General features: G+C 45.5%; 23 protein-coding genes. 14 read left to right on the top strand and 9 right to left on the bottom strand.

Features of this window, described 5'->3' with window-relative positions; genetic code table 11:
- The first annotated feature begins 55 nt into the window (after positions 1–55).
- The 4 genes from BN1546_RS03310 to BN1546_RS03295 all read left to right on the top strand — a co-directional run bounded on the left by BN1546_RS03310 (position 56) and on the right by BN1546_RS03295 (position 2,895).
- The gene (locus tag BN1546_RS03310; protein WP_013370311.1) at positions 56–1,414 is read left to right on the top strand and encodes a hemolysin family protein; all 1,359 of its coding nucleotides are present in this window, start codon (positions 56–58) and stop codon (positions 1,412–1,414) included.
- Positions 1,415–1,616: 202 nt separating this feature from the next.
- Positions 1,617–1,841: a spore coat associated protein CotJA gene (locus tag BN1546_RS03305; RefSeq protein WP_090735946.1), complete on the top strand. Its 225-nt coding sequence runs from the start codon at positions 1,617–1,619 to the stop codon at positions 1,839–1,841.
- 1 nt (position 1,842) lies between these two features.
- Positions 1,843–2,292 carry a spore coat protein CotJB gene (locus BN1546_RS28390; protein ID WP_304364148.1) on the top strand — a complete coding sequence of 150 codons (450 nt, stop codon included), beginning with the start codon at positions 1,843–1,845 and terminating at the stop codon, positions 2,290–2,292.
- A 33-nt stretch (positions 2,293–2,325) separates the two neighbouring features.
- A complete protein-coding gene (locus BN1546_RS03295) occupies positions 2,326–2,895 on the top strand; it encodes a manganese catalase family protein (RefSeq protein WP_013370315.1) in 570 nt (189 codons plus the stop codon).
- A gap of 87 nt (positions 2,896–2,982) precedes the next feature.
- On the opposite strand, the gene BN1546_RS03290 is transcribed toward BN1546_RS03295, so the two are convergent.
- Positions 2,983–3,693 carry a GntR family transcriptional regulator gene (locus tag BN1546_RS03290; protein WP_064963849.1) on the bottom strand — a complete coding sequence of 237 codons (711 nt, stop codon included), beginning with the start codon at positions 3,691–3,693 and terminating at the stop codon, positions 2,983–2,985.
- 284 nt (positions 3,694–3,977) lie between these two features.
- On the opposite strand from BN1546_RS03290, the gene BN1546_RS03285 reads away from it, so the two are divergent.
- The 4 genes from BN1546_RS03285 to BN1546_RS03270 all read left to right on the top strand — a co-directional run bounded on the left by BN1546_RS03285 (position 3,978) and on the right by BN1546_RS03270 (position 8,153).
- Positions 3,978–4,952 carry an SIS domain-containing protein gene (locus BN1546_RS03285; RefSeq protein ID WP_064963848.1) on the top strand — a complete coding sequence of 325 codons (975 nt, stop codon included), beginning with the start codon at positions 3,978–3,980 and terminating at the stop codon, positions 4,950–4,952.
- On the top strand, positions 4,942–5,871 hold the full coding sequence (locus BN1546_RS03280; protein ID WP_225683744.1) for a fructoselysine 6-kinase: 930 nt from the start codon (positions 4,942–4,944) through the stop codon (positions 5,869–5,871). The genes BN1546_RS03285 and BN1546_RS03280 overlap by 11 nt, the downstream gene beginning before the upstream one ends.
- Before the next feature lie 104 nt (positions 5,872–5,975).
- Positions 5,976–7,292 (top strand): anaerobic C4-dicarboxylate transporter family protein, encoded by a 1,317-nt coding sequence (locus BN1546_RS03275; RefSeq protein WP_040101729.1) that lies wholly within the window; start codon positions 5,976–5,978, stop codon positions 7,290–7,292.
- Positions 7,293–7,322: 30 nt separating this feature from the next.
- Positions 7,323–8,153 carry a sugar phosphate isomerase/epimerase family protein gene (locus BN1546_RS03270; RefSeq protein ID WP_058711210.1) on the top strand — a complete coding sequence of 277 codons (831 nt, stop codon included), beginning with the start codon at positions 7,323–7,325 and terminating at the stop codon, positions 8,151–8,153.
- Positions 8,154–8,302: 149 nt separating this feature from the next.
- On the opposite strand, the gene BN1546_RS03265 is transcribed toward BN1546_RS03270, so the two are convergent.
- Positions 8,303–9,379, bottom strand: coding sequence for a glycosyltransferase family 2 protein (locus tag BN1546_RS03265; protein ID WP_058711211.1), 1,077 nt, complete (start codon positions 9,377–9,379; stop codon positions 8,303–8,305).
- Between the two features lie 389 nt (positions 9,380–9,768).
- Between BN1546_RS03265 and BN1546_RS03260 the strand changes: the two genes are divergently transcribed.
- From BN1546_RS03260 to BN1546_RS03250, 3 genes are all read left to right on the top strand, one after another.
- The gene (locus BN1546_RS03260) at positions 9,769–12,618 is read left to right on the top strand and encodes a methyltransferase domain-containing protein (protein ID WP_090735945.1); all 2,850 of its coding nucleotides are present in this window, start codon (positions 9,769–9,771) and stop codon (positions 12,616–12,618) included.
- Positions 12,619–12,645: 27 nt separating this feature from the next.
- Positions 12,646–13,308, top strand: a complete 663-nt coding sequence (locus BN1546_RS03255; protein WP_025676031.1) for a class I SAM-dependent methyltransferase — start codon at positions 12,646–12,648, stop codon at positions 13,306–13,308.
- A gap of 83 nt (positions 13,309–13,391) precedes the next feature.
- Positions 13,392–14,093, top strand: coding sequence for an HAD family hydrolase (locus tag BN1546_RS03250; protein WP_090735942.1), 702 nt, complete (start codon positions 13,392–13,394; stop codon positions 14,091–14,093).
- A gap of 100 nt (positions 14,094–14,193) precedes the next feature.
- Here BN1546_RS03250 and BN1546_RS03245 read toward each other — a convergent pair whose 3' ends face one another.
- From BN1546_RS03245 to BN1546_RS03220, 6 genes are read right to left on the bottom strand one after another with little or no spacing between them, the layout of a single operon-like run.
- On the bottom strand, positions 14,194–15,372 hold the full coding sequence (locus BN1546_RS03245; protein ID WP_013370325.1) for a YheC/YheD family endospore coat-associated protein: 1,179 nt from the start codon (positions 15,370–15,372) through the stop codon (positions 14,194–14,196).
- Entirely contained in the window at positions 15,354–15,869 is a 516-nt protein-coding gene (locus tag BN1546_RS03240; protein ID WP_040101724.1) for a GNAT family protein, read from the bottom strand. The genes BN1546_RS03245 and BN1546_RS03240 overlap by 19 nt, the downstream gene beginning before the upstream one ends.
- Before the next feature lie 18 nt (positions 15,870–15,887).
- A complete protein-coding gene (locus BN1546_RS03235) occupies positions 15,888–16,994 on the bottom strand; it encodes a YheC/YheD family endospore coat-associated protein (RefSeq protein ID WP_040101723.1) in 1,107 nt (368 codons plus the stop codon).
- The gene (locus BN1546_RS03230) at positions 16,991–18,361 is read right to left on the bottom strand and encodes a YheC/YheD family endospore coat-associated protein (RefSeq protein ID WP_090735940.1); all 1,371 of its coding nucleotides are present in this window, start codon (positions 18,359–18,361) and stop codon (positions 16,991–16,993) included. The genes BN1546_RS03235 and BN1546_RS03230 overlap by 4 nt, the downstream gene beginning before the upstream one ends.
- Positions 18,362–18,373: 12 nt before the next feature.
- Positions 18,374–19,528: a YheC/YheD family endospore coat-associated protein gene (locus BN1546_RS03225; protein ID WP_013370329.1), complete on the bottom strand. Its 1,155-nt coding sequence runs from the start codon at positions 19,526–19,528 to the stop codon at positions 18,374–18,376.
- Positions 19,529–19,571: 43 nt separating this feature from the next.
- On the bottom strand, positions 19,572–20,951 hold the full coding sequence (locus tag BN1546_RS03220) for a YheC/YheD family endospore coat-associated protein (protein WP_090735937.1): 1,380 nt from the start codon (positions 20,949–20,951) through the stop codon (positions 19,572–19,574).
- Between the two features lie 162 nt (positions 20,952–21,113).
- Between BN1546_RS03220 and BN1546_RS03215 the strand changes: the two genes are divergently transcribed.
- The 3 genes from BN1546_RS03215 to BN1546_RS03205 all read left to right on the top strand — a co-directional run bounded on the left by BN1546_RS03215 (position 21,114) and on the right by BN1546_RS03205 (position 23,346).
- Positions 21,114–21,458: a YlbF/YmcA family competence regulator gene (locus BN1546_RS03215; RefSeq protein WP_013370332.1), complete on the top strand. Its 345-nt coding sequence runs from the start codon at positions 21,114–21,116 to the stop codon at positions 21,456–21,458.
- A gap of 72 nt (positions 21,459–21,530) precedes the next feature.
- Positions 21,531–21,815 (top strand): hypothetical protein, encoded by a 285-nt coding sequence (locus BN1546_RS03210; RefSeq protein WP_013370333.1) that lies wholly within the window; start codon positions 21,531–21,533, stop codon positions 21,813–21,815.
- Positions 21,816–22,011: 196 nt separating this feature from the next.
- Positions 22,012–23,346: a DRTGG domain-containing protein gene (locus BN1546_RS03205; RefSeq protein ID WP_058711216.1), complete on the top strand. Its 1,335-nt coding sequence runs from the start codon at positions 22,012–22,014 to the stop codon at positions 23,344–23,346.
- Between the two features lie 43 nt (positions 23,347–23,389).
- On the opposite strand, the gene BN1546_RS03200 is transcribed toward BN1546_RS03205, so the two are convergent.
- Positions 23,390–23,887 carry a sporulation membrane protein YtrI gene (locus BN1546_RS03200; protein WP_013370335.1) on the bottom strand — a complete coding sequence of 166 codons (498 nt, stop codon included), beginning with the start codon at positions 23,885–23,887 and terminating at the stop codon, positions 23,390–23,392.
- Between the last annotated feature and the right edge of the window lie 6 nt (positions 23,888–23,893).

The following is a 23,893-nucleotide window of genomic DNA, read 5'->3' as shown; positions in this document are numbered from 1 at the left end:
ATAGCTTGCAAGTCGAATGGTGTAAAATGCTAACTAAAGAAATGGGGAGTTCGTATTGGATGGTCATACCGAGTTTCATTGGGGATTGCTAGGGGTGAATCTCTTCTTGGTACTGCTGCTTGTCTTTCTAAATGGTGTCTTTGTGGCCGCAGAGTTTTCGCTGGTCAAAATGCGCCAATCCCGATTGACGCAGCTTCAAAGTGAGGGTCATCGCCTGGCAGGCTATGCGCTAAAGGTGAATCAAAAGTTGGATGCTTATCTGTCTGCCACCCAATTGGGCATTACGCTGGCTTCATTGGGGCTAGGTTGGATTGGTGAGCCAGCAATATCCGGCTACCTGATAGAGCCACTCATGCACAAACTCGGTGTAACTGACGGTACACTCATTACAACGGTATCCGTTGTCGTCGGATTTTGCGTAATTACTTTTTTGCATATTGTATTGGGCGAACTAGCTCCCAAGTCTTTGGCGATTCAAAAGACCGAAGGAGTAGCGTTGTTTTTATCGGCGCCCTTGCTGCTTTTTTATAAGGTTTTTCTCCCTGTAATCTGGGTGTTGAATGCTGCCGCAAACATGCTGTTACGGGCATTCGGCATTCAGCCGGCCAGTGAAGCCGAAGCGGCACATTCGGAGGAAGAGATCCGTATATTGATGAATCAGAGCGCCAAAAGCGGTGTAATCGATAAGGATGAAATCAAACTGATGGATAATATCTTTGATTTTTCCGACTTGCTTGCTCGTGAAATCATGTTGCCGCGTACGGATATGGATTGTTTGTACACGAATTTGTCGTTTAAGGAAAATCTGAAGATTATCAGTGAAACCAAGCATTCCCGTTACCCGGTAGCGGTTGAGGATAAAGATCAGATTATCGGTTTTGTTCATATTACAGATCTTCTGTTAGCCGAGCAGGGCGAACAACTGGATCTGGCCTCAGTGGTGCGTCCAATTCTGAATGTGCCTGAGTCTATGGAAGTAAGTCATGTGCTGCGCCTTATGCAGAAAAAGCACTCCCAAATGACTCTCGTGGTGGATGAATACGGCGGAACCGCCGGTCTGCTGACAGCGGAGGAAATTCTGGAGGAAATCGTCGGGGATCTCTATGATGAGTTTGAAGATGAACGTCCAAGCGTGGAAATGAAGGAAGACTTCATCTCTGTGGACGGTCGTATGCTCATTGAGGATGTGAATGATTTGACTGGAGTGAACATTGAAGACGACGAGGTGGACTCCATCGGAGGCTGGCTGTTCAAGGAATTAGAAGGCAGTCCGGTGAAAGGGAAGAAAATAGAGTTTTATAATCTGACCTTTGAAGTGGAGGAAGCAACAAGGCTTCGCATCATGAGAGTGAAAATTCACCGCAAACCTGATCTGGTCAATGAAGATAATCTTTCTAGCGATGAGGAGTCCTGATCCACAGAGATAGGTATAATTAGTTCAGATATGTAAGTTATATAGAGTGCTGAAGAAAGAGCCTTTAAATCCACATTATCGTGGTTTTAAAGGCTCTTTTTGAATTTTATTTCTTTGAACCCATTTTTTTGTTCGAGACTTGGGCGATGCGGCATATGTTGAATAGTAAAGCAGATGGATCAATTAAAGGAGGTCCCGGCCCGTGAAATTTCCACAGCAAGGTCAGTATGCCCCGTTTGTCGGCCCGTTCGATCCGTGTCCGCCCATTCTATGCAAGACTTATGTGCTTCCGCCAAACTTGTTTATAAAATTTCAGCCCCCTGGTCTGCCGCAATTCAGTCCAGAAGAGGCGCTGACGAAAGGAACGCTATGGCCATTGCTTTTCAGTCCTTATGAGCCTAGGAGAAACCAGGGGGGAGGCGAATAATATGGAGAATCCAAATCAGGGTCAGTCCCCAAATCAATTTCAGCAGCAAGTTCAGTATGAGAGTGGTCAACAACCGCCGAATCAGTCTCAAAACCCTTTTTCAAATTCGTATCCATCTCAGAACCAGTACCAAAACCAAGCCCAGGGTTATAGTCAAGCTATCCCCCCGGCTCTGGGCTATACATCTCAAACCAAGCCAGTTGATGCCCAGTTTTATGCGCTATTGGAGAAGCTCCAAGCGGTGGATTTTGTCTTGGTAGAGCTGAATTTGTATTTGGATACACACCCGGATGATTTGCAGGCCATCGAACAGTTCAACAAGCTAACACAGGAAAGAACGGCGATTGCCAACGAGTACCAGCTCCTATATGGGCCTTTGCAAAATTTTGGTCGCGCTTATTCCAAGTATCCTTGGGAGTGGAGTCAAGCGCCTTGGCCGTGGCAGGTATAAGCAGGTACAACCTTTAATAAAGGAGGAACATGAATGTGGGTATATGAGAAAAAGCTGCAATATCCTGTACGTGTCAGCAAATGCGACCCTCACATGGCCAAGTTGCTTATGGAGCAGTACGGGGGAGCGGATGGAGAGCTCGCAGCAGCTTTGCGTTACCTGAATCAGCGGTATACCATTCCGGATAAAGTGATTGGTGTACTGAATGACATCGGGACGGAAGAATTTGCCCACCTCGAGATGATTGCAACGATGATTTACAAGCTGACGAAGGATGCGAGTGTGGAGCAATTAAAAGCGGCTGGTCTGGGCGAACATTATGCGGCACATGATCGTGCGTTATTTTATGAAAATGCGGCGGGGGTTCCTTTTACCGCGACCTATATTCAAGCCAAAGGCGATCCCATTGCGGATTTATATGAGGATATTGCGGCAGAGGAAAAGGCGCGAGCTACATACCAGTGGCTGATTGATTTGACAGATGATGTGGATTTGCAGGATAGTTTAAAGTTTCTGCGTGAACGTGAGGTGATTCATTCGCTGCGTTTCCGTGAGTCAGTAGAAATTTTGAAAGGGGAAAGAGACCGGAAGAAAGTATTTTAAGGGAATTTAGTAGGGAGGGCCATCTGCAAATGCAGGTGGCCTTTCTTTTTTAGGATTAAATCTACATAAAAGCATCTGTTCATAATCTTAAACAATCAACTCGAACCTATCCCCTAATATCAACTGCTTGGAACGATGGATTTTTTGGCCGTCTGGATTACAAACGGTACTTTTAATACACAGCAGAGGATAGCCTTCCTCAATATTTAAATAGGTGGCTACATCAAAAGAGGCAAATTCCATAACTATATATTTTCTTGATATTCCAAATGTAATCTTGTGTTTATTTTTTAAAATATCATAAAGAGATATATTATTTAAATCCTCTTGTAACAAAAAAGAAAAAGAAGAAGGGAAACGTGAATACTCTACAGATACCGGCACATTGTCAGCATACCTGATTCTTTCTATATTGATTACTTTATCCCCTGGCATTAAACCTAAATGTTCCTGATCTGATGCTGTAGCATCTTCAATCACGCATTTTATTACTTTTGCACCAGGCACTTTATTTTGTAATTTACAAGTATCGCTAAATCCAATGGTCTCTACGACATTTTTTTTGATTTTATCTTTTGTAATAAATGTTCCTTTTCCCGGAATCCGTACCAAGTAACCTTCAGAGGTAAGTGAATCAAGTGCCGCACGGACAGTTACACGACTCACATTATTGGTTTCACTTAATTCTAATTCTGTAGGGAGTTTGTCTCCTGGTTTTAGAGTACCGTTGTGGATGGAATCTAAAATTCTTTCTTGCAGCTGTCTATATAACGGTGAAGATTCTGAATGATCAATCATGCGGTTCAACCTCCAAATCAAGTTTTTATAAATGTATTGTATTGTTTTATATCGGCATGCTTATATTATAACAGTATATACAATTTATGAATAGCTTGTAAGCCCTTGCAATAAGGGGTCTTTCCTTTAAAAATCGGGAGAATTGAAACAGTACTCTAGAAAAAATAGCAAAGTGTTATTGCCTCATGTATTGTTTTGTGTTATTGTTTCTTTATAACATTCCAATACATACACCGGTGTGGAATGGAAAACAAGAAAATGTATCATACAAGGAGGAAATGATAATGGAAATCAAAAAAATTATTGAAGAAATTGTAGCAAATAAACAAGAGGCTGGCGGTATAAAGCAGGTATATTATGTAGCTTGCGGTGGTTCTTATGGTGCTTTTTATCCTGCAAAAACATTTCTTGAAAAAGAAGCAAAGGAAGTTAAGGTAGGTCTTTATACCAGTAATGAGTTTGTGCATAACACACCTAGAGCATTTGGAGAAAATTCAGTACTGGTAGTGGCATCACATAAAGGTAATACACCAGAGACTGTGAAGGCCGCAGAATTAGGTAAAACAGCAGGAGTTCCAGTTATTGCATTAACATGGGTTGAAGATTCTCCTATTACAGAACAAGCAGACTATGTGGTGAAGTACACATTTGGGGATGGCAAAGATATTGCCCGCGAGAAAACCATGAAAGCACTAATGACGGCGGTAGAGGTATTAAATCAGACTGAGGGATATGAGCATTATGAAAAATTCCTGGACGGAGTAGGAAAAATAGATCGAATTGTTAAAAATGCATGCAAACACGTGGAAAAGCGTGCTCTGGCTTTTGCGAAAAATCATAAAGATGATTCCGTAATCTACACCATGGCAAGCGGAGCTGGCTACGGGGCTGCCTATATGCAAAGCATCTGCATTTTTATGGAGATGCAATGGATTAACTCTTCCAGCATACATTCAGGTGAATATTTCCATGGACCATTTGAGATTACTGATGCTGAAATACCATTTGTCATTCAGGTCTCTGAAGGAAGTACCCGACCTTTAGATGAAAGAGCGTTAAAGTTCCTTAACCGTTATACCAAGAGAGTAGAGGTTTTAGACGCAAAGGATTTGGGACTGTCTACCATTGACAGCTCTGTGGTTGATTACTTCAATCATTCTCTATTTAATAATGTTTACCCCGTTTATAACCAAGCTTTGGCCATTGAAAGAGCGCATCCGCTTACAACTCGTAGATATATGTGGAAGGTTGAATATTAATCTTTTAGCAACCTTTAGAGGGGATATTCTTATGGAACAATATAAGGTTATTGGCATTGGTGACAATGTAGTAGATAAATATGTCCACCAGGGTATGATGTACCCTGGTGGAAATGCCTTGAACTTTTGTGCGTATGCCAGAATGTGTGGTATGGAGGCATCTTATTTAGGTAAGTTTGGTAATGATCATATAGCTCAGTATATTCAAAAGGTTATAGACGATTTAGGGATAGAACGTAACCATTGCCGGATTTTTGAAGGGGAAAATGGGTATGCGCGGGTTACATTGGAAGACGGTGATCGTGTATTTCTGGGCTCCAATAAAGGCGGTATTGCAAAGGAAAAGGCATGGGACTTTACGGAAAATGACTTGAACTACATTAAAAATTTCTCCGTAATTCATACCAGTTTAAATAGCTATATAGAGCAGGATCTCGCAACATTAAAAAAAACGAATGTGCCTATCTCCTATGATTTCTCGGTACGCTGGAATGATGAATATTTAGAACAAATATGCCGATATGCGGACATTTCATTCCTTTCATGCAGTCATTTAACGGAAAGTGAAAGAAAAAGAGAAATGCTAAAAGCACAGAAATTCGGTTCTAAAATAGTGATTGGAACTGTGGGAGAAAATGGATCAGTTGCTCTCTATAAAGATCAATGGATGCACCAGCCGGCAGTATTGACGGATACCGTGGATACGATGGGAGCGGGTGACTCTTATATAACCGCTTTTATTGTAGAGATGATTAGAAGTTCTAATGCCGGAAAGATTTTCTACGGTGAAGATGAGGATATGCTTCGGAGTATCAAAGCAAGCATGGAAAAAGGAGCGGTTTTTGCGGCTAAAATATGCCAGATAAACGGAGCTTTTGGCTACGGCACACCAATTCGTTGTTTGGACTCGGAAGAATAAGCATGATAAGAATTTTGTAAGCGTATTCAGTAAAGGGCGGCTACGCCCTTGTAGATAATGAAAGATCGGTAAAGTTCGTAAAATCAAAAAAAGGGAGAATTCTTATGTTTTGGTTTGAGCTATTGATCATCTTTTTACTCATTTTCTTCGGCGCTAGAGTTGGCGATGTTTTTATGGGCTTGCTCGGTGGAGTGGGCGTAGCGATTTTTGTATTTATCTTTCATGTCCAACCAGCGGCTCCTCCCATTGATGTGATGCTGATCATTTTAGCGGTTGTATTGGCTGCCTCTGCGCTGCAGTCTTCAGGCGGACTTAACTTACTCGTCCAGATTGCAGAGAAAATGCTTAGTAAGTCACCTAAGAATATTACAATAATAGCTCCAATCATATCCTGGTTATTTACCTTCTTATCAGGAACCGGGCATGTCGTATATAGTTTATTGCCTATTATCAATAAGCTTGCCATTGATAATGATATCAGGCCGGAAAGACCCATTTCAAATAGTATCATTGCTTCCCAGCAGGCAGTAACTTGCTCACCGGTTTCAGCAGCTACTGCTGCTATGATTGGATTTATGTCACCCCTTGGAGTAAGTTTGGGAACTATCTTGGCCATTTCCATACCTGCTACACTCTTAGGTGTCATTACAAGTGCGGTGTGCACGTTGCGTAAAGGGAAAGAATTATCTGAAGATTCGGAATATTTGCATAGATTGGCAGAAGGCTTAATTGAAAAATCAGAAAAGAAGGCTGAGAAAAAAGAAACTTCAAAAGGAGCGAAAGCCGCAGTTGTTCTCTTTTTGATGGGGGTTTTAGCCATTGTTATTATGGGCATGTTTACTCAGCTGCGTCCATCCTGGGTGCTGAATGGCGAGGTTACTAGTCTATCAATGCCGCATACCATTGAAATGATTATGCTAGTCTGCGCTACTATGATTATTATCGTATGCCGTCCGGCGATTGAAACGATTCTTAACGGACCCATATTTAGGGCAGGGGCGCTGGCTATGGTCTGTGCCTTTGGGTTAGCCTGGATGAGCAGTACCTTTATTAACGGACAAAGCGCTTTTATTCAAGATCATGTTGCTACGATTGTAAATAGCCATCCGTGGATGCTTGCCGTTATCATGTTTATCGTTGCTGCTTTAACTACAAGTCAAGGTGTCACGACGTTAATTATGATACCTATTGCCATTGCACTTGATTTGCCTACCTACATCATAATTGGAGCCTGGATGGCTGTAAATGCAAACTTCTTTTTACCAGTATCTGCTCAGTGTCTTGCTGCCATATCTTTTGATACAGCGGGTACGACTAAAATTGGTAAATATGTATTGAACCACAGTTTTATGATACCTGGAATGATTAATATTATTTTATCTGTAATATTAGCTACTTTACTTGGAAGCGTTTTAATATAGCGTTGTGTAAAAAGGAGGTATCTAATTATTATGATACAGATCTCACAAATTGCGGCTGCAAACTATCATTATAAAAGATATTCTATGGAGTATTTTTTAGATTCTGTTGCAAGGCTGGGATTCCATAATATTGAATTGTGGGCTTCAGGTCCACATTTCCATTTAGACTATTTTACGTATCAGGATATAAAAAAATTAAATAAAAAAGTAAAAGAAAGAGGGTTAAAGACGATCTGCCTTACCCCTGAGCAGTATGTCTACCCGGTAAGCATCAGCCATCCTGATCCGGAGTATAGAAAGAGAAGTGTAGAGTTTTTTTGCCGGCATATCGAAGCTGCATCTTTGCTGGAATGTGACAAAGTGTTGGTGACCACAGGCATCGCATACTTGGATGTTGATGAGACAGAAATGTGGAAATGGTGCAGAGAATCTTTAGGCGAAATATGTAAAACAGCAGAAAAAGAGGGGATTTACCTTCCTATGGAGGCTTTTACCTCTTTTACCACACAGGTGTTTAATAGAGTCGAGCACATTTCCAAGATGATAAAAGAAGTTGGGAGTCCTTATTTAAAAGGTTTAGCGGATACAGATGTGATGGAAACTACAGGAAAGGATACCATTCATGATTTTATAAGGGAACTGGGAAATAATTTAATGCATGTACATTTTGTGGATGGTAATCCTGGAGGACATCTGGTGCCCGGAGAAGGAAAATTAGCAATGGTGGAAGTGTTAAAGGAACTTAACAGTATAGATTATAAGGGATATCTAGGTCTGGAATTATTGGATAGAAGGTATGTTATGAATCCGGAAAAAGCCCTGAAGGATTCGCTCACGTGGTTCGAAAAACACCTGGAATGATATAAAAACGAGCGACTTTCAAACCAAGAAAGTCGATTCCCAGAAGGAATCGACTTTTTTAAGTGCGCCTAGCATGGGTATTAACTCTGGAGCAGGAAAACCCGAACGTGAACTGGCAGGTCCCTGCCTTTAGCCATTGTTCGTCTTCCTTATTTCTGCTGCTCTAGTTGTGCAAAATACTGTTCGTTATATAAAACACTTGGATGAGTAGGATGGTGCAACTGAGCTATGCGATGATGCGATTTTGCCTTTTCGATGTCACCGATTCGGTCATAACACAGGCATAATTGCAAGTGTGGAAACCAGGTATAGTACGACGAATTGGTTAAGGCCATTACATCTTGTAGGGGCTCGATCAGCGTCGCTTGACGAAACCAATAAATGGCTTGAGCATATTGTTCATCTTCAATGAACAAATTGCCGAAAACACAGCAGAACTGAGCGCGTGGTACATCGAGGGTAAGTGTGCGGAGCAAAGCCATACGTTGCTCCTGTTTTTGTCCTTGACGATTGTAGCAATCCGCAAGCTTAAAGCAAGCAGCAATCCGATCTTCTATCCATCCTTGATTTAGCCCTAGATAATGTTCGTACTGCTGAATGGCTTCTAGCGTGCGCCCGTTATCATATAATTCATTGGCGAAGTAGTAGTGATCTCGTTCAGAAAATACGGTACCCTGCTCCCGATGTTTGAGATATATGTGCAAATTACGGTCAGTATAAGCGCGTGTCTTGTTATGAGTCACCGCCATATTACTGTGAAAGATGCTGCCTGTTACATTCAGGAACTCGTGAACAAATCCGGTCCATCTGAATCTGCGATCACGCCGTACAATTCGGTTTCTTTTGAGCTTATACAACGGCTGTCCTTGTTCATCTACGGAAAGCACATAATCCATTGTAATGCTGTCATAAGAGAGGGTGGCTTGTTTTTTCCAGGTGAGAAAGGATAGTCGATCTTTTTCTTCCAGTATGTCATCGGCATCCAGCCAAAATTGATATTCTTGCGTGGCCTGATCAAACGCATAATTGCGAGCAGCGGAGAAATCATCGCACCACTCAAAGTTGTATATCCGAGCGTTGAATGCTGCAGCGACCTCTTGGGTTCTATCGGTAGATCCAGTATCAACGATAATGATTTCATCCACCAGGTCATGGACTGATTTCAGACAGGTATGAAGGGCTTCTTCTTCGTTTTTAACAATCATACATAAGCTGACAGTTACCATGCTCTTTGTCCCCCCAAAATAACTTGGTTTAATTTCCATTTTATTAGGATAGCTTGCTCATTATGTAGAATTCGGATGGAACGTGTAGAGGAGATGATGATCATAAATTCAGTTCTGTTCTAATAAATTAGAAAATCAAGTTGGATGTTTGGGGGGAGAGAATGGATTGAGCGATGTGCGTGACATTCCGGGTTAGGACGTGCAACAGGATGGGTTTTATCGTTGAATGGGGAGATTGTATTTTGTATTGTTGTCGTTTTCAATGATATTTCCAGGTGTAAGTCCATTCATACCACGCTCACTCCCAATCGCTTGGTCGCAATTATGGTATGCGTTAGGACATGGAGGGGAACGGTTATGAGGCTTCCGCCTGATGGAGGCGTTGACACATGCGTATATTAATCGGCAGCCCGGTGCACCAGAAGCCGGAAATTTTGTCTTTGTTTCTTCAAGCCTTGGAGCGCCTGGAGACACCTGACGTGCTACCGGATTATTTGTTTGTCGATGATAATGACAATCCGATTTCAAGCCAGTGGCTAGTTGACTTTTCCAATCGGCTACCGGGTCGGGTTTTGCCCTTGTTAACAGGCTCGCAGCAAGTGGAGAACCGTAGTGATGAGCACACTCATTATTGGCCGCCTGCTCTCGTATGGAAAGTGGCTGGCTTTAAAAATCGTCTTATTGAATATGCCCTTCAGCACAATTATGACGCGTTGTTTCTGGTCGATTCAGACCTGGTTCTCCATTCTCGTACCTTGTGCAGGCTGGTGGAGACAGAGAAGGATATCGTATCAGAGATTTTCTGGACACGTTGGCAACCGGAAGGACCGTTATTGCCTCAAGTGTGGGTCAGTGATGAATATAACTTGTTTCACCGTGAAGATGGCGAAGTGTTGTCGGCAGAGGAGCGAGCGCAACGTGAGTTGCATTTTATACACCAGTTGCATGTTCCTGGTTTGTATGAGGTGGGTGGTCTAGGCGCTTGCACCTTAATCCGCAGACGGGCGCTGGAAGCAGGAATTCATTTTGGCAAAATCAAAAACGTTTCTTATTGGGGAGAAGATCGACATTTTTGTATTCGGGCGGCTGCATATGGATTTCCACTTTTTGTAGACACACACTATCCGGCAATGCATCTATATCGGGAAGCCGATCGAATGAAGGCAGAACAGCTATTATTCACCCTAAAATATTTTACATCGAACCATCCAGAGCATGTAACACATGCGGAATACTCTGATACTTCTCCAAGCTCTCCAACCTTCAATCGTTCAGCATCTTCAAGAACCCCTAAGTTCCCTGAACCTCCAGTTATACCCGATCATCTCCACGAAACTGCTGTCTTTGCCAAGTACACAGCGGATTCGTTTGTTGTACCACCAACGTTCACTGGTCCACGACAAAGTGAGCTTTATACACCGCCTGTCTCTAATCCTAAATTGACGCTGACCATGACGGTATACAATGAGGCAGATCACAAGCTTACAGACGTGCTGCTGAGTCACCGGGAATACATTGATGAAGCAGTCATTATTGATGATGGTAGTCATGACGATAGCGGAGAGTTGTGCCGGGAAATCTTACAAGGAATTCCACTGCGTCTGATCCGTAATGAAACACCCTCTTTTACCAATGAAGTCGAACTGCGAAAGCAGCAGTGGAGAGAGACATTGGCTGCCTCTCCCGAATGGATATTAAGCATGGATGCTGACGAAATGTTCGAATCCCGCTTTGCCCAAGGGGTACATTCTTTGTTAGCGGGAACGAAAGCGGATACGATTTGTTTCAGGTTGTTTGATATGTGGTCTTCCACGCATTACCGTGATGATGAATATTGGCAGGCTCATCGGTATTACCGTCCTTTTTTAATTCGATATAAAGAGGGATTCCCTTATAAATGGAAGGAGCAGTCCTTGCACTGTGGGAGATTACCCGAAAATGTACTTGATCTTCCCACAGAGATCAGCAACTACCGTATTCAGCATTGGGGTTGGTATACACCTGCTATTCGCATGGCTAAATTTGAGCGGTACCAGCTGCTTGACCCAAGTGCTCGTTATGGATGGAAAGAGCAATATGAATCAATTCTGGACCCGAACCCACAACTCACGCTCTGGGTGGATCAGGACAACAAAAATACAGAAAAAGAACCTACACCAGAATATGAACCTGCCCATCAGGTGGACGCCTCGGATGTCGCCAAGGTGGCCAGTGTACAGGTTATGAACAAACCCGAACCACAAATAAAAAGTGAAACCAAGGACACCTTTTATGCTGCGGAGAAGGGGAAAGGAGCAGAGCAGAGTGTAAAATGCAAACTGTGTGGCTCATCTGACACGGTAGTATTTCATGATTATCAACGCTTTACCTTGATGGGATGCGGCTCCTGTGGATTGGTTTTTCGTAAGGATGTGGATCATATTCAGTCTGAGGAAATGATAGCAGAGATTTATAATGCCAATTGGGTTGCTATGCGGGATAGTGCAGCGGCGTCCACCTATGGGGATCATGCTCTTTTTGGACTTATGTTGCTCGATATGTTCAGTCCCAGAAAAGGAAAATTGCTAGAGATTGGCTCAGGCACCGGAGAATTTATCCATGCTGCCCTTCAAGCTGGCTGGAATGCAGTGGGCATTGAGCCGTCCAGTGACTCGCGTGCCTACGCCAAAAGCAAATATGAGGTAGATTTATTACCCGGCTATTGGAACGGTGAAACAGAATTAGATGCTCAAACACAACAATCTGTGGAAGTGGAAATTCACCAAGCTCATGAAGCTCAGGAAGGGATTGAGGCCGAAAGTTTAGAGGAAGAACTGGACTTATCTTTGGAGCACCAATACGAAGCCATCGCATGCTGGCATGTGCTGGAGCATATCGCGGACCCAGTCGCATTTTTGACGGATTTGTGCGATCAGCTTCAACCTGACGGAACGTTATATATTACGGTGCCCAATAAGAACTCGTTTACCAACGAGGCTTACGGCGTTCATTCACCTTTATTTACGGAGGAAGATCATTTGTACCATTATTCAGATCATACGCTGACGCTCTTGCTGGAAAAGTCCGGCTTGCGTCCGGTGGCTTTGTTCACCCGCCAGCTTCCTGCTGGTTTGGATGCCTTGCTGCAAGCACATCCATTGTACGGTGAGCTTGCCTTTACGGAACAAATGGGATTGTTGGCTAAACTTCAAGGCGAGAAACGGGGTCATGAATTATGCTGTGTAGCAAGAGTAATCTAAACATCTCCAAAGGAGGAGGCTACATTCATGAATATGGCTGACCCGTATCTGTCTCGCTTTTTTGTATATTCTGATCCCAACTCGTCCAACATGATTTACAGACTCCCTCAAAGCTGGTGGAGTCGTCCCTATGAGTATGAATGGTGTCTCCAATTTATGTCTGGGCAAGATACAGTATTGGATGCGGCATGTGGTATCCCTCATCCATTCAAATTTGAGCTGGCCCGCCGTTGCGCTCAGGTCTATGCCTGCGATCTGGATATACGAATCGTTTCTGTAGATGCTATCTTGGCCGAGGTGCGGCGGGATATTGGAGAGGAGGCCGCTGAGCGCATTCAGGAGATTTTACCGGTTCGGCTCCACTCCGCCCATGCCAATCTGACCGCCCTGCCCTATGAGGATGCCAGTTTTGACAAAATTGTATGTATCTCAGTGTTGGAGCATTTAACGCCCGATGAATCTTTGGCAGCCTTGCGTGAATTTCATCGAACTTTACGAGATGACGGAATGCTTCTGTTGACGTTTGATTACCCTACAGTAGATCTTTCAGCGATGGAACAATGGATAGAACAAGCGGGATTTTCGTATTGGAGTGGTGTGGATCTCAAGCTTCCGCGGGGAGCTCTACACACAGATATGTGGGGCGGATTACATTGTTTTAGGACCGTTCTAAAAAAATATAAGAGTTAACGGTATGCGCAATGAGGTTTACACGGACCTCTCTTATTGCTTATCATGAGAGGGGTCGGAGTGTAAACTTACATAGGAAAGGAATGACTGATAACTACATGAACAATGCACCTGTGTTGAAGAAACCTGAGGCTATGGTATTTGATATGGACGGTACACTTTTTCAGACGGAGACGTTGCTGCTTCCTGCGTATCACAAGCTGTTTGATACGCTGCGCGCCGAAGGGCTTTATGAAGGAGAGACTCCTCCGGAGGAGCTTATTTTGAATAGTTTGGGTATGCTGCTGGATGAAATCTGGAGAAGAGTAATGCCAGAAGCCAGTGAAGCAGCTCACAGAAGAGCGGACGAGTTGTTGCTTCAGCTGGAGCTGGAGGGGTTGAAGAATGGAAGTCATGCTCTGTATCCACATGTAAAAGAAACACTCCAGGCACTTCATGAGCAAGGTGTCCGATTATTCGTAGCCAGTAACGGGCTGGAGGCTTACGTAAAGGGGATTGCTGATGCGTATGAAATGGTTCCTATTTTTGAAGGACTGTACAGCGCTGGGGAATACAGTACGCTTTCCAAAGTGAATTTGCTAGAAATTCTGTTGAGCAAGCACGATATTTCGAATGTATGGATGGTCGGAGATCGTTCCTCCGATGTGGAAGCTGGCAAAAAGAACGGACAGACCGTGATCGGCTGTGCTTACGCTGGATTTGGTGTGAATGATGAGTTGGAAGGGTCCGATGCGATTATTACGGACTTTACCCAGCTGCTTACACTTTATAAAAACGCCGAGTAACTGTGAAAGCACAGATAAGAGTTATAAATGCTGTGGCGTATCATATAAATAATACATGTAAACGATGTTGGGCGATAACAAAACAAAGGAAGGCAGCCACTTAGGCGGAGCCTTCCTTTGCTTTACTCTCTGTCTTATCTTCTGTTTGTTCTTCTGTTTTTTGTTCCGTCTGCGGCTTCGGATTAATCTGAGTGTGGTAGACCCACAGGGCGTATTCCATGGGCTTGGTGATGGCACGACGATAGGTTTCTTTTTCGCCAATGCGTGAAAATACCTCGCGAGCCGGCTTCGGGTTGACCTCGAGCACGTAGATATGACCGTCCTTATTGATTGCCAAATCGAGCGCAAGTTCACATAATGCCCCATAGCTTTCTTCCAGATACGCAGCAATGTCCAGGCCGAGCTTTTCCCCTTGCTTGATGATTTTCTCTCTCTGGTCTTCATCACGAATCCATTGCGTCAGCAATTGCTTCATCGGCACTGCCTTGCCTCCGCCATGTAGGTTGGAAGTGACACTCCGATGTGCCCCGATGCGTCCGGCACATCCCGTTAGCTCCCATACTCCCTGGCTATTTTTCTGTACCAGCATACGGTAATCATGGACCCTGCCATTCGGCAACTGCACAGGAATGCCTTCCTGAACAATGTAGTTATCCATGTTCCAGCTGCTCAGACGCGGCTCCAGACGATCCAGACGTACCCGCTGCTGAGGAATAATATGGCGTTTGCGATTGCGTCCCTCAATCAGATACAGGCCGCTCTGCTTGTTAACAGGCTCAATGCGTAAAATGCCGCGGCCTCCCGTGCCGTTAATTGGCTTGAGGTATACTAGTGAATTCTGTTTGAGCATTCGCTTTACACTATGAAATCCATCGAACGGCTCTGTTGCAGGCAGATGGGGACGAAAGGCAGCCTTTCTCGCAAGCTGCTGATGAATGGCCCATTTATTACTCAGCGGTCGGTTTAAATAAACAAGGTCTGTATACTGCAATCGGAATTTCTTTAATTGACGATACCGCTCACTGCGCTGCACTCGGCAGCGGTCGAAAATCATATCCGGAAATTCTCGCCATTTTCGAGTCCATTTATCGCTGTGTGGATCATAGATTTGGGCAAGGAGCAGTCTGCGATCCTTATGGACATCCGCAGGAGTGAATACATACATATCCAGTCCCAGCCTTTTTCCTTCTGCAATCATGCGTTCATATATGTCACGTTCCTCCAGTTGTTTCTTACTGTTCAAATACAAAGTCATGATGCCTAGGACAGGTTTTGGCACAGCATTCCACCTTCCTCTGCCGTCTGCTCATCTTCGGATAACTCCCCACAAAATATTAGCGTGGGCTTCCCCGTCGGTCCAGTTGTCATTTCATGTGCAATAAGTCCAGCACGAAAACAGGTTTTGAGACTGGCCATATTGTCGGTGGCTACGCTGCACGTCAGACGGCGCAGCTGTTGGAGCTGGGCGGACAGCAGTCTAGCGCCCAGTCTGCGGCCCCGGTAAAGCGGACGAACAATCACGATGCAAGCATCCTTCCCATAATTCAGAGCGAGGGAAAATCCCGCAATCCGCAGCCCCTTCTCTGTGCGCACATATGCGCACAGGAGGGAGGAGCCAGGGGTGTTCAATTGCTCCGGCGTTAAAACAGCCAACTGCCGCAGAGCATTGCGAGTAATGCGCATGCCGCCCGAGCTACGAGCCAGAAACAGCAACTGTCGTCGTCTCAGTACCCAACTCCGGGCAGGCAAATGTTGAACATCGCTAATTTGCGGCATGATTCCACTTCCTTGAGATTATTTCATTCGTTCGGCCAAAAAGGAGCTGTACTGAAATATACGTCTAAGTGATTTTTGACGGATGTCCGGCTCGTCGAATTTCATCGGTTTGGCATTGGCTTCAAAAAACCAGAGGGTTCCGAGTGTGTCTACGCCCAGATCCATGGACATTTCACCATGAGAAAGACCGGATGCGCGTTCAATTTGACGTGCAATCTGAATGGCCGTACTTTTAACCTTATTCAGTAAATCTGTGCTATCCTCAGGTCCAAAGAGTGAGGACAGCAGCATAAACGGGTCCTCCACACTTCCCCCGCGCGGAACATGTGTTGTAATACTTCCCTTACCCGCTAGTCTGGCACCTACTCCGGTAATGCTCCATGCGCCACGGGCATTTTTTTGCACTAGAATGCGCAAATCGAAGGGCTTTTTCTGATAGGTTGCCAGATCGATACCCTGCTGAATGATATAAGGGGAGTTGCCTGCTTCTCGGCGAATACGTCCCCATAACCGAGACAAGGATACAGATCGATAGGTTATACTTTTTTTGTCATGTTGAATGGTCAACCTGTATGCCATCAGATGCTCTGGGTTGAATCTGAGGATCATAATTCCCTTTCCGGCTTTACCGTTTTCCGGTTTGAGATACAGGTATGGATATGCAGACAGCATTTTTCCTAAGGATGACAGGTTGCTTAACCGTTTGGTAATCGGAACAAGTTGACGAGTGGATTCCGAGGTGCGGAGCCATTTGAACAGTTCCCATTTGTTAAAAAAGCCTGGATTGTACAGCTCAACGCCTGAGGCATGTGCAATTTCATCCAGCTTTGTGCGCACAGATGTTTTAAGTTCATAATTACGGTTGGGGATACGATTATAAATGACCTGTGGAGATGGGAAGTTTTGTTCCTCCCATATCTGTGAGTTTTTGTTGTAGATGTAGCCCTTCACTGTTTCATCTGCCAGTTTCAAGTCCCTGACAGTAACAATGTATACCTGATAACCCATGCGCGTTCCCGTTTCAAGAATATCCCTGAAGTTTCGCTGATTTCCCTTGAAAAATTGTTCATCGTCGTGCACTGTCAATACAGCAACAACTGGTTTTTGCTCCGCCCGGGTATTCATAGTTCCTCTTTTCTGCGGAATTTACTGAGGTAAAGACAGTGGTCCAAAATATGCTCCACGGATGCTTTACCCTCCGCACGCAACGATGGATGCTGAAAAATGGATCGACCTGGCTTAGAATTGGCTTCAAACATCCATACCTTTTCATCCTGATCAATGCCCAGGTCGAATCCGATTTCACCCAGTAGATGCTGGTGGTGATATTCAATGGCTTCTGCTAGTGTAACTGCTACATTCTTGGCACGTTGCAGCACTTCACCCGCCCGGTCTCCGAATACACGACCGAGCGCTTGCTCGGGTGTCATCAGGGAACCGCCGTTTTTGATATGGGTCGTGACACTGCCACGTCCGGCTTTTTTGGCTCCAATGCCAACGACGACCCATTGGTTATTACCGTCTTTGTGCATATGAAACCGAAAATCAATCGGGCAATTATCAATTTCGATCAGCTGAATGCCCTGCTGAATGACGTAGCCTTTTAGCGTCTGCCCCTTATTGGAGTGAAGCATCCTCAGCATGGAATTAAAAGAGGCGAACCGCAGCAATACATTGCTATTTTTTTTCCGGTACCTTACATAGTATCCTTGCTTGGGGACATAGGACAGACGATAGATTCCTTTGCCGAGACTGCCGCTACTTGGCTTGTAATAAGCAAATTGATGCCGCTCCAGCATACCTCGAATACGTTCAGAGCTAGGATTCATATAGGATTCAGGGACATAACGGTTAACCTCTGGATTATTTTCTAGCAAATGATAGATATCGGATTTATTGAAAAAGCTCCAGTTAAAGAAAGGAATTCGTTTGCGGGAAAAGCGTTCGCGTAGTTGATTGATTGCTGGGGAAAAATCAGAGCGACGGCTCGGCAAACGATTATAAATTACGTCCGGCAGAGGTACGAGTTTACGGATAAACTCCCCGCTGGATGACAGAAAATAGCCGTTAATCGTATCATTTTGCCAGTTGATATCGCGTGGAGTGAAGGCAAAAATATAAGACTTTTTGCTGCCTTCCTTCAACAGTTGCTTAATAAAGCCTGTGCGTGATCCGAAAGGGCGGGTGGTGGAGCTAGTAGCATCAGACAATACTCCAATCAACGGTCCAAGCTGAACATCTCCGTCCAGATTCCGCAAATAGATAGACCCGCTTTTGGGAACACGGATTGCATTGCGTAAGCCGGAGGTCAAGTATAGATGACGTCCCGCCTTCTGAATGGGTTTTACTGTTGCGGGAATCTGATCCTTGCCAAGTCGCAAACGAATGGACTTGGCTCCAGATAACTTAAGGCTTTTCAACAAGGCAGTGGATATATACGCCACCTTGTCGGGCTGCTGTGAGAAATGCACATTGCAATGCGTTAAACTCATCTGTTTATCCTCCTATACCGTATGTTCAAGGGAGGCGCCCGCGCCCTTTGGCCCTGTCGCTTTGGAATGGGTCATTAAATATCGAGCATATTCGAGCGGGCGGTTGACCGACCGAAAAGCGCACTCTGGCTGACGAGTCTGAAAAAAGGAGGCCCGACCAGGACGGGAATTAACCTCCAACAGCCAGATATTCCCGCTCCGGTCAATACCATAATCAATTCCCAACTCGCCAAGGCGACCATAGCGTTCCTCCAACGCCCCGGCAATGGTCAAGGACAGCTCCATCATCTGCCCGATGATGAGACGTGTGCTGTCCACGCCAAATTGTTCACGAAGGTAAGGCTCTGCCGGATGGGCTTCGCCCCCACCGTGCAGATTGGAAGTCAGAGTTCCTTTTCTGCCTTCTCTCACGGCAAAGCCCGTCAGGCGCCAACAGCCGTTGCCGTCCTTTTGCATGAGCGCGCGAACATCAAAGGGATGATTGCTTTGGCTTGTTAATTTCAAATAAGGCTGCACGATATAGGCGCGTTTGTGTGCAATACCGTCGATCCATGACAATCCTGCATCCAATTCAGAAAACAAGCGACGGAACGGGCGGTTTTGGGAGTTCCTGCCTTGTACGTACAGTCCCTGACCTCCTTCCGCCAGCCGGAGATACAGCGTGCCCTTGCCATGTGTTCCGGACTGTGGTTTCATAAATAGCTCCGAATGGCGTTGCAGCCACTCCACAAGCTGGAGCGTATCCCGGTATGGGGCCGTAGGCGGTACAAAGGGCCGCACTTTATCTACCGTATGCAGAGCGCGATATACCTGCCATTTGCCAGGCAAGTTACGCGACCAGTAGATGAGCTTGCACGATTTTTGCTCCGCTATGTCTCCCAGTGTGCGCTTGACATTCTGGCTCTCATGGACATGGAGACAGCGGTTATAAACAATATCCGGCAAGGGAAAGCGGCCGAATGTCCATACTCCAGCACGATAAACATAACCCCGTATGGAATGATCTTCAGGTGAAACTCCTTCGGCGGTAAACGCCATTACGCTAATACCAGAGCGCCTGCCCAACAAACTTAGCCTACGGCAGAAATCGGCTTCGGTAATAGGGGGAGTAGCGTCCTGCTTTCGGCTAACAAGCACGCCCAGCATGCCTGGCATAACAAGAGACACCGACAACAGCTCCTTTGGCAGCCGGACTCTGGAAGAGATAGATTCATTTGAATCCGGCTGAATAACAGCAGTATTCAATCATTTTTTTTACGGACGGGCGGGTTTTCTGATCGTTCAACGGTGTATTGTCATTTTTTGATGGTTTGGAATTGACCTCCAGCAACCAGATACGCCCCGTGCTGTCAATCGCCAAATCAATACCAAATTCCGCGAAATGGGCGGGAATTGCCTTTTCTACTCCGCTTGCGATATCCAGTGCTGCTGTTTTGAGAGAGGTAAGACCATTCGATTTAACAGTTGCGGGCAGCGTGGTTTTGGCCAGTGCTTCCTTGACTGTACTGAGCGTACCGCCTCTTGCCAGATTGGATACAAAGTGGCTGCCTCCTGCGATCCGAGCGACAATGGATGTTACGGTCCAGGTTCCAGACGCATTTTTTTGTACAAGCGCGCGAAAATCGACCGGACGCTTATCGTGATCAATCAAGGTAAGACCCTGTTGCAGCTGAAAACGTGTTGATTTCATTTTTCCCGCTAAGCTTTTGTACAGTTTATCGACGTTGGCGTACGTTTGCCTTCGGGGTGTGCCCGCTGTCGTGGATAGGACCGAAAAGGTCCCATCGGTTTGCTTGTTAATGCGCATAATGCCTTTACCAAGGCTTCCGCGCACGGGTTTGAGAAAAACAGAGGGATACTGGTTGCACATTTTTTTGAAAACGGCAAAGGTTTGCAGCAAGTGGGACTCGGGTAAATACTTGCGCAGGGAAGAATTCGATTTGAGTGCATCAAACACTTCGTTCTTATCCAAAAACTTTTCATTAAAAAAGGCCGTGCCGTACTGCGATTTTACTTCTTTCATGAAATGCTGTACGCTAGTTCTGTTCTCGAGTTTACGGGAGGTAAGCCGGTTATTGACGACATCGCCGGCAGGCATGACCGTCTTTTTCCAGCCTCCGTCATACACCCATCCCTGAACTCGCCCGGGCTGACTTCCGATATGCTCCGGGGTGAAGAAATACACATATGCTCCTTGTCTGCGGCATTCCCCGACTAGTTCACGGCAGAACAGGGTGATCGACCCGAAAGGCTTGTCGGGCTGTTCGGGATAGTCCCGACTAACCAGCACGCTAATAAGTGGGCCCACTCGAAGTGTCCGGCGGCCTCGGCTGTAGGTTACTCGCAGATTACAACTGTCATGACTGGCATGAAGCCCCATTTTTCGGGCCAGCACGCTTCCCACGCGTAGACCGCTGTATCGGGGTACCGATATGACGGTAACCTCTTGGCGGAACGAACCGAAGGCGAGCTGAACGGGGTGGCCTGCGGATATTTTCCATTTGCGAAGCAGGGACTCGCCGACCATGAGTACGTCATCCTGCAAGATGCCCGATCCGATGATTTGAATCGTTGTTTTTTTGATGGACATCGTGGATCTCCTTCCGGGCAGCAACTTGATGTCTTGAAAGTAACGGGAAACGTGAATGGGCTGTAATAGCACTGATTCATCATATGAGGACATATATACCTTGGTGATTGACGGACAATGTGAAATGTTGACACAAAACTTGTAATGGAGGAATGAACAATCATGAATATCTATGACAAAGCCCATGATTTAGCGAAAGCATTGAAGGAAAGCAAAGAGGTAGAGGAAATTACGTCAGCGATGAAGCTGATTGAGACTGATCCGGAAGCCAAGAAAATGCTCGACGATTTCCGTGAACGCCAAATGGAAGTGCAACAGCGGATGATGAGCGGCGATATGCCAGCACAGGAAGAGATGGAAAAGATGGAAAAAATGTTCGAGGTACTCAGCTTGAACCTTAACATCCGTCGTCTGTTCGACGCTGAACGTCGCCTGGCAGTGATTATTGAGGACGTAAATAAGATTATTGCAGACAGTCTTCAACATTTGTACGGTTCGTCTCTGTAAGTTTGTCTCATATTCCTTCCTGTCCTCTCATAGACTAGATACATAGAGTCACAGGGAGAGGAAGGGATACGATTGGGTTCTTTTAAAAAATGGAAACACGGTATGTACACACTGATCGCATTGGCTATGGTATTGGTCGCGTTACCACGCATCTCGCTGGCAGGTGGTTTGAACTGGGTCAACGGCTTTGGGATGGTATGGGTACTTTTTGCGTTGCTTGTCATCGGAGCGAACCTGCATTTTTTGCTGGGTGTAGATGAGGAAAAACGCAAAACGCTGGAGCGTGTGCGACGGGCCAAAATGCAGCAGTGGCAGATGAAATGGGATAATAAAGCTGACAAAGGCAATATGCTGTAAGTTTTCCTCCGGATTGTCCTAAGCTTGCTCCTAAATTACAAATCAATCCTAGTACGAAGCGGTCTCTTGTAACAAGGGACCGCTTTTTTGTTATTTCCAAAGGAAAGATATCCTAATAACAATGGTCTAAAACAAAGGGGTTTTGTGGTATAATAGATACAGAATGATACAGATTGAACGTTGGGGGTGTAACAGGTTGGACGGGCTAGATGAAACAGTTACGAAGCATGAGCAGCTATTGCGTCATATCGAGCAGTTGAAAATAGGCTCCAAAATTTCTGTACGCAGGTTGGCTAAAGAAATGAGCGTTAGCGAAGGCACGGCTTATCGGGCCGTGAAAGAAGCAGAGAATTTGGGAATTGTCATTACCAAGGAACGGATCGGAACAGTACGAGTGGAGAAGCGCCCACGCGGCTTGTCTGAGCAGCTGACCTTTGCGGATGTCGTGAACATTGTAGAGGGACATGTGCTGGGCGGAAGCGAGGGGCTAGAGAAGCCGTTGCACAAGTATGTGATCGGGGCGATGCGTGAGGAAGCGATGGCTCGTTATATTGACGCAGGCAGTTTGCTGATCGTAGGTAACCGGGAGGATGCGCATTCGCTTGCATTAGAGCAAGGGGCAGGTGTGCTGATTACAGGGGGGTTCGGTACGAGTCGGGAGGTTAAGCAGCTTGCAGACCAGATTAGTCTGCCGATTATTTCCTCGCGCCATGATACATTTACGGTGGCATCTATGATTAATAGAGCAATATTTGACCGCCTGATCAAAAAGAAAATTATGTTGATTGAAGACATTGCGGCAAGCAAACCGAAGACGCTGACCTTGAAAATCAACAGCACGCTTACCGAATTTGAACAGCTATCAGCGACCACGGGATATCATCATTTTGCCATAGTGGATGAATGGAATCGTTTAATTGGTATCGTCAGCCGTAAAGATGTGGAAGGACTTCAACCTGAGCATACGATGGATAAATGTATGATCCGTAACCCAATTACGGTCACCTACCAGACCTCGCTGGCTTCTGCTGCTCAAATGATGGCATGGGAAGGGGTAGATTACTTGCCGGTCGTGGACCGCAACCGTAAGCTGCTTGGGTCCGTTACACGGCGTGAGGTGCTGGAAGCACTGCGTAACGCCCAAAAGCAGCCACAACTGGGCGAGACGTTCGACCAGCTGATTTGGAACGGTTTTGCTGAGGAGCGTAATGAGGACGGATCCTTATTTTTTCGCGGTTTTATCATTCCACAGATGGCCACCAATTTAGGGACGATCTCGGAAGGCGTACTGGTCAACGTGATGACACAAGCGGGCTACCGAGCAGCTAGAGATATGAGCGGCAAGGATTATGTGCTGGATAATTTGACGACTTATTTTATTCGACCGGTACAGATTGAGGATGCTGTCGTTCTTCGTCCGTTGCTGCTTGAGATGAGTCGCCGCACATGTAAGCTAGAAATTGCGATTTCTCGGGAAAATCATTTGGTGTGCAAAGCAGTAATGACGCTCCAATCTATTGAACATGGTTGATCTACCTCTGGATTGGAGCAAAAGGTGGGGTTAAATAGATCGATTAGTGGCTTTGAGGCAGTCTTTCTTTGGCCTCCAGCCAAATTTGCAGCACACCTTCCATTACAAGCATCGTTTTGACCTGGATTGTATACTCCTTGTCACGAACGGTGTATTTTTTTTGGTGCAGCAACATACGTACCAGCTTGCTATCAGAATCAATCTCAAACATATCTCTGCCGCGCAGCACCTCCAGATCACGACTGACGCGGCGAAGAAGCTCTTTCAGATTAATAGAGTCAATTTTTTCAGCCGAAGCTTCCTCCGCGATCAGCTTGATTTCTTTGATGACGGTTTGGCGCTTGCTGTATTTACGTAATGTTTTGTTGTCCTCTTCGGCTTGCTGGAGCTGGAATTGAAGGTCCTGGTTGTTCACCCACAGCTGATTGAAGCTCGCATGCCAGATGGCATTATAGATCATTCCTCCCGTAATCATACCGAGTACAAAAACGGAGGATAATTGCATAAAAGGGCGCAGGCGCTCAAAGGGGGGAACTCTCATAGTCGT

It is taken from the genome of Paenibacillus sp. Mc5Re-14 (assembly GCF_001049835.1).
In the GTDB taxonomy this organism is placed as follows: Bacteria; Bacillota; Bacilli; order Paenibacillales; family Paenibacillaceae; genus Paenibacillus; species Paenibacillus polymyxa_C.
Note: the sequence above shows the minus strand (reverse complement) of the source record. Positions and strands in the feature narration are given on the sequence as shown.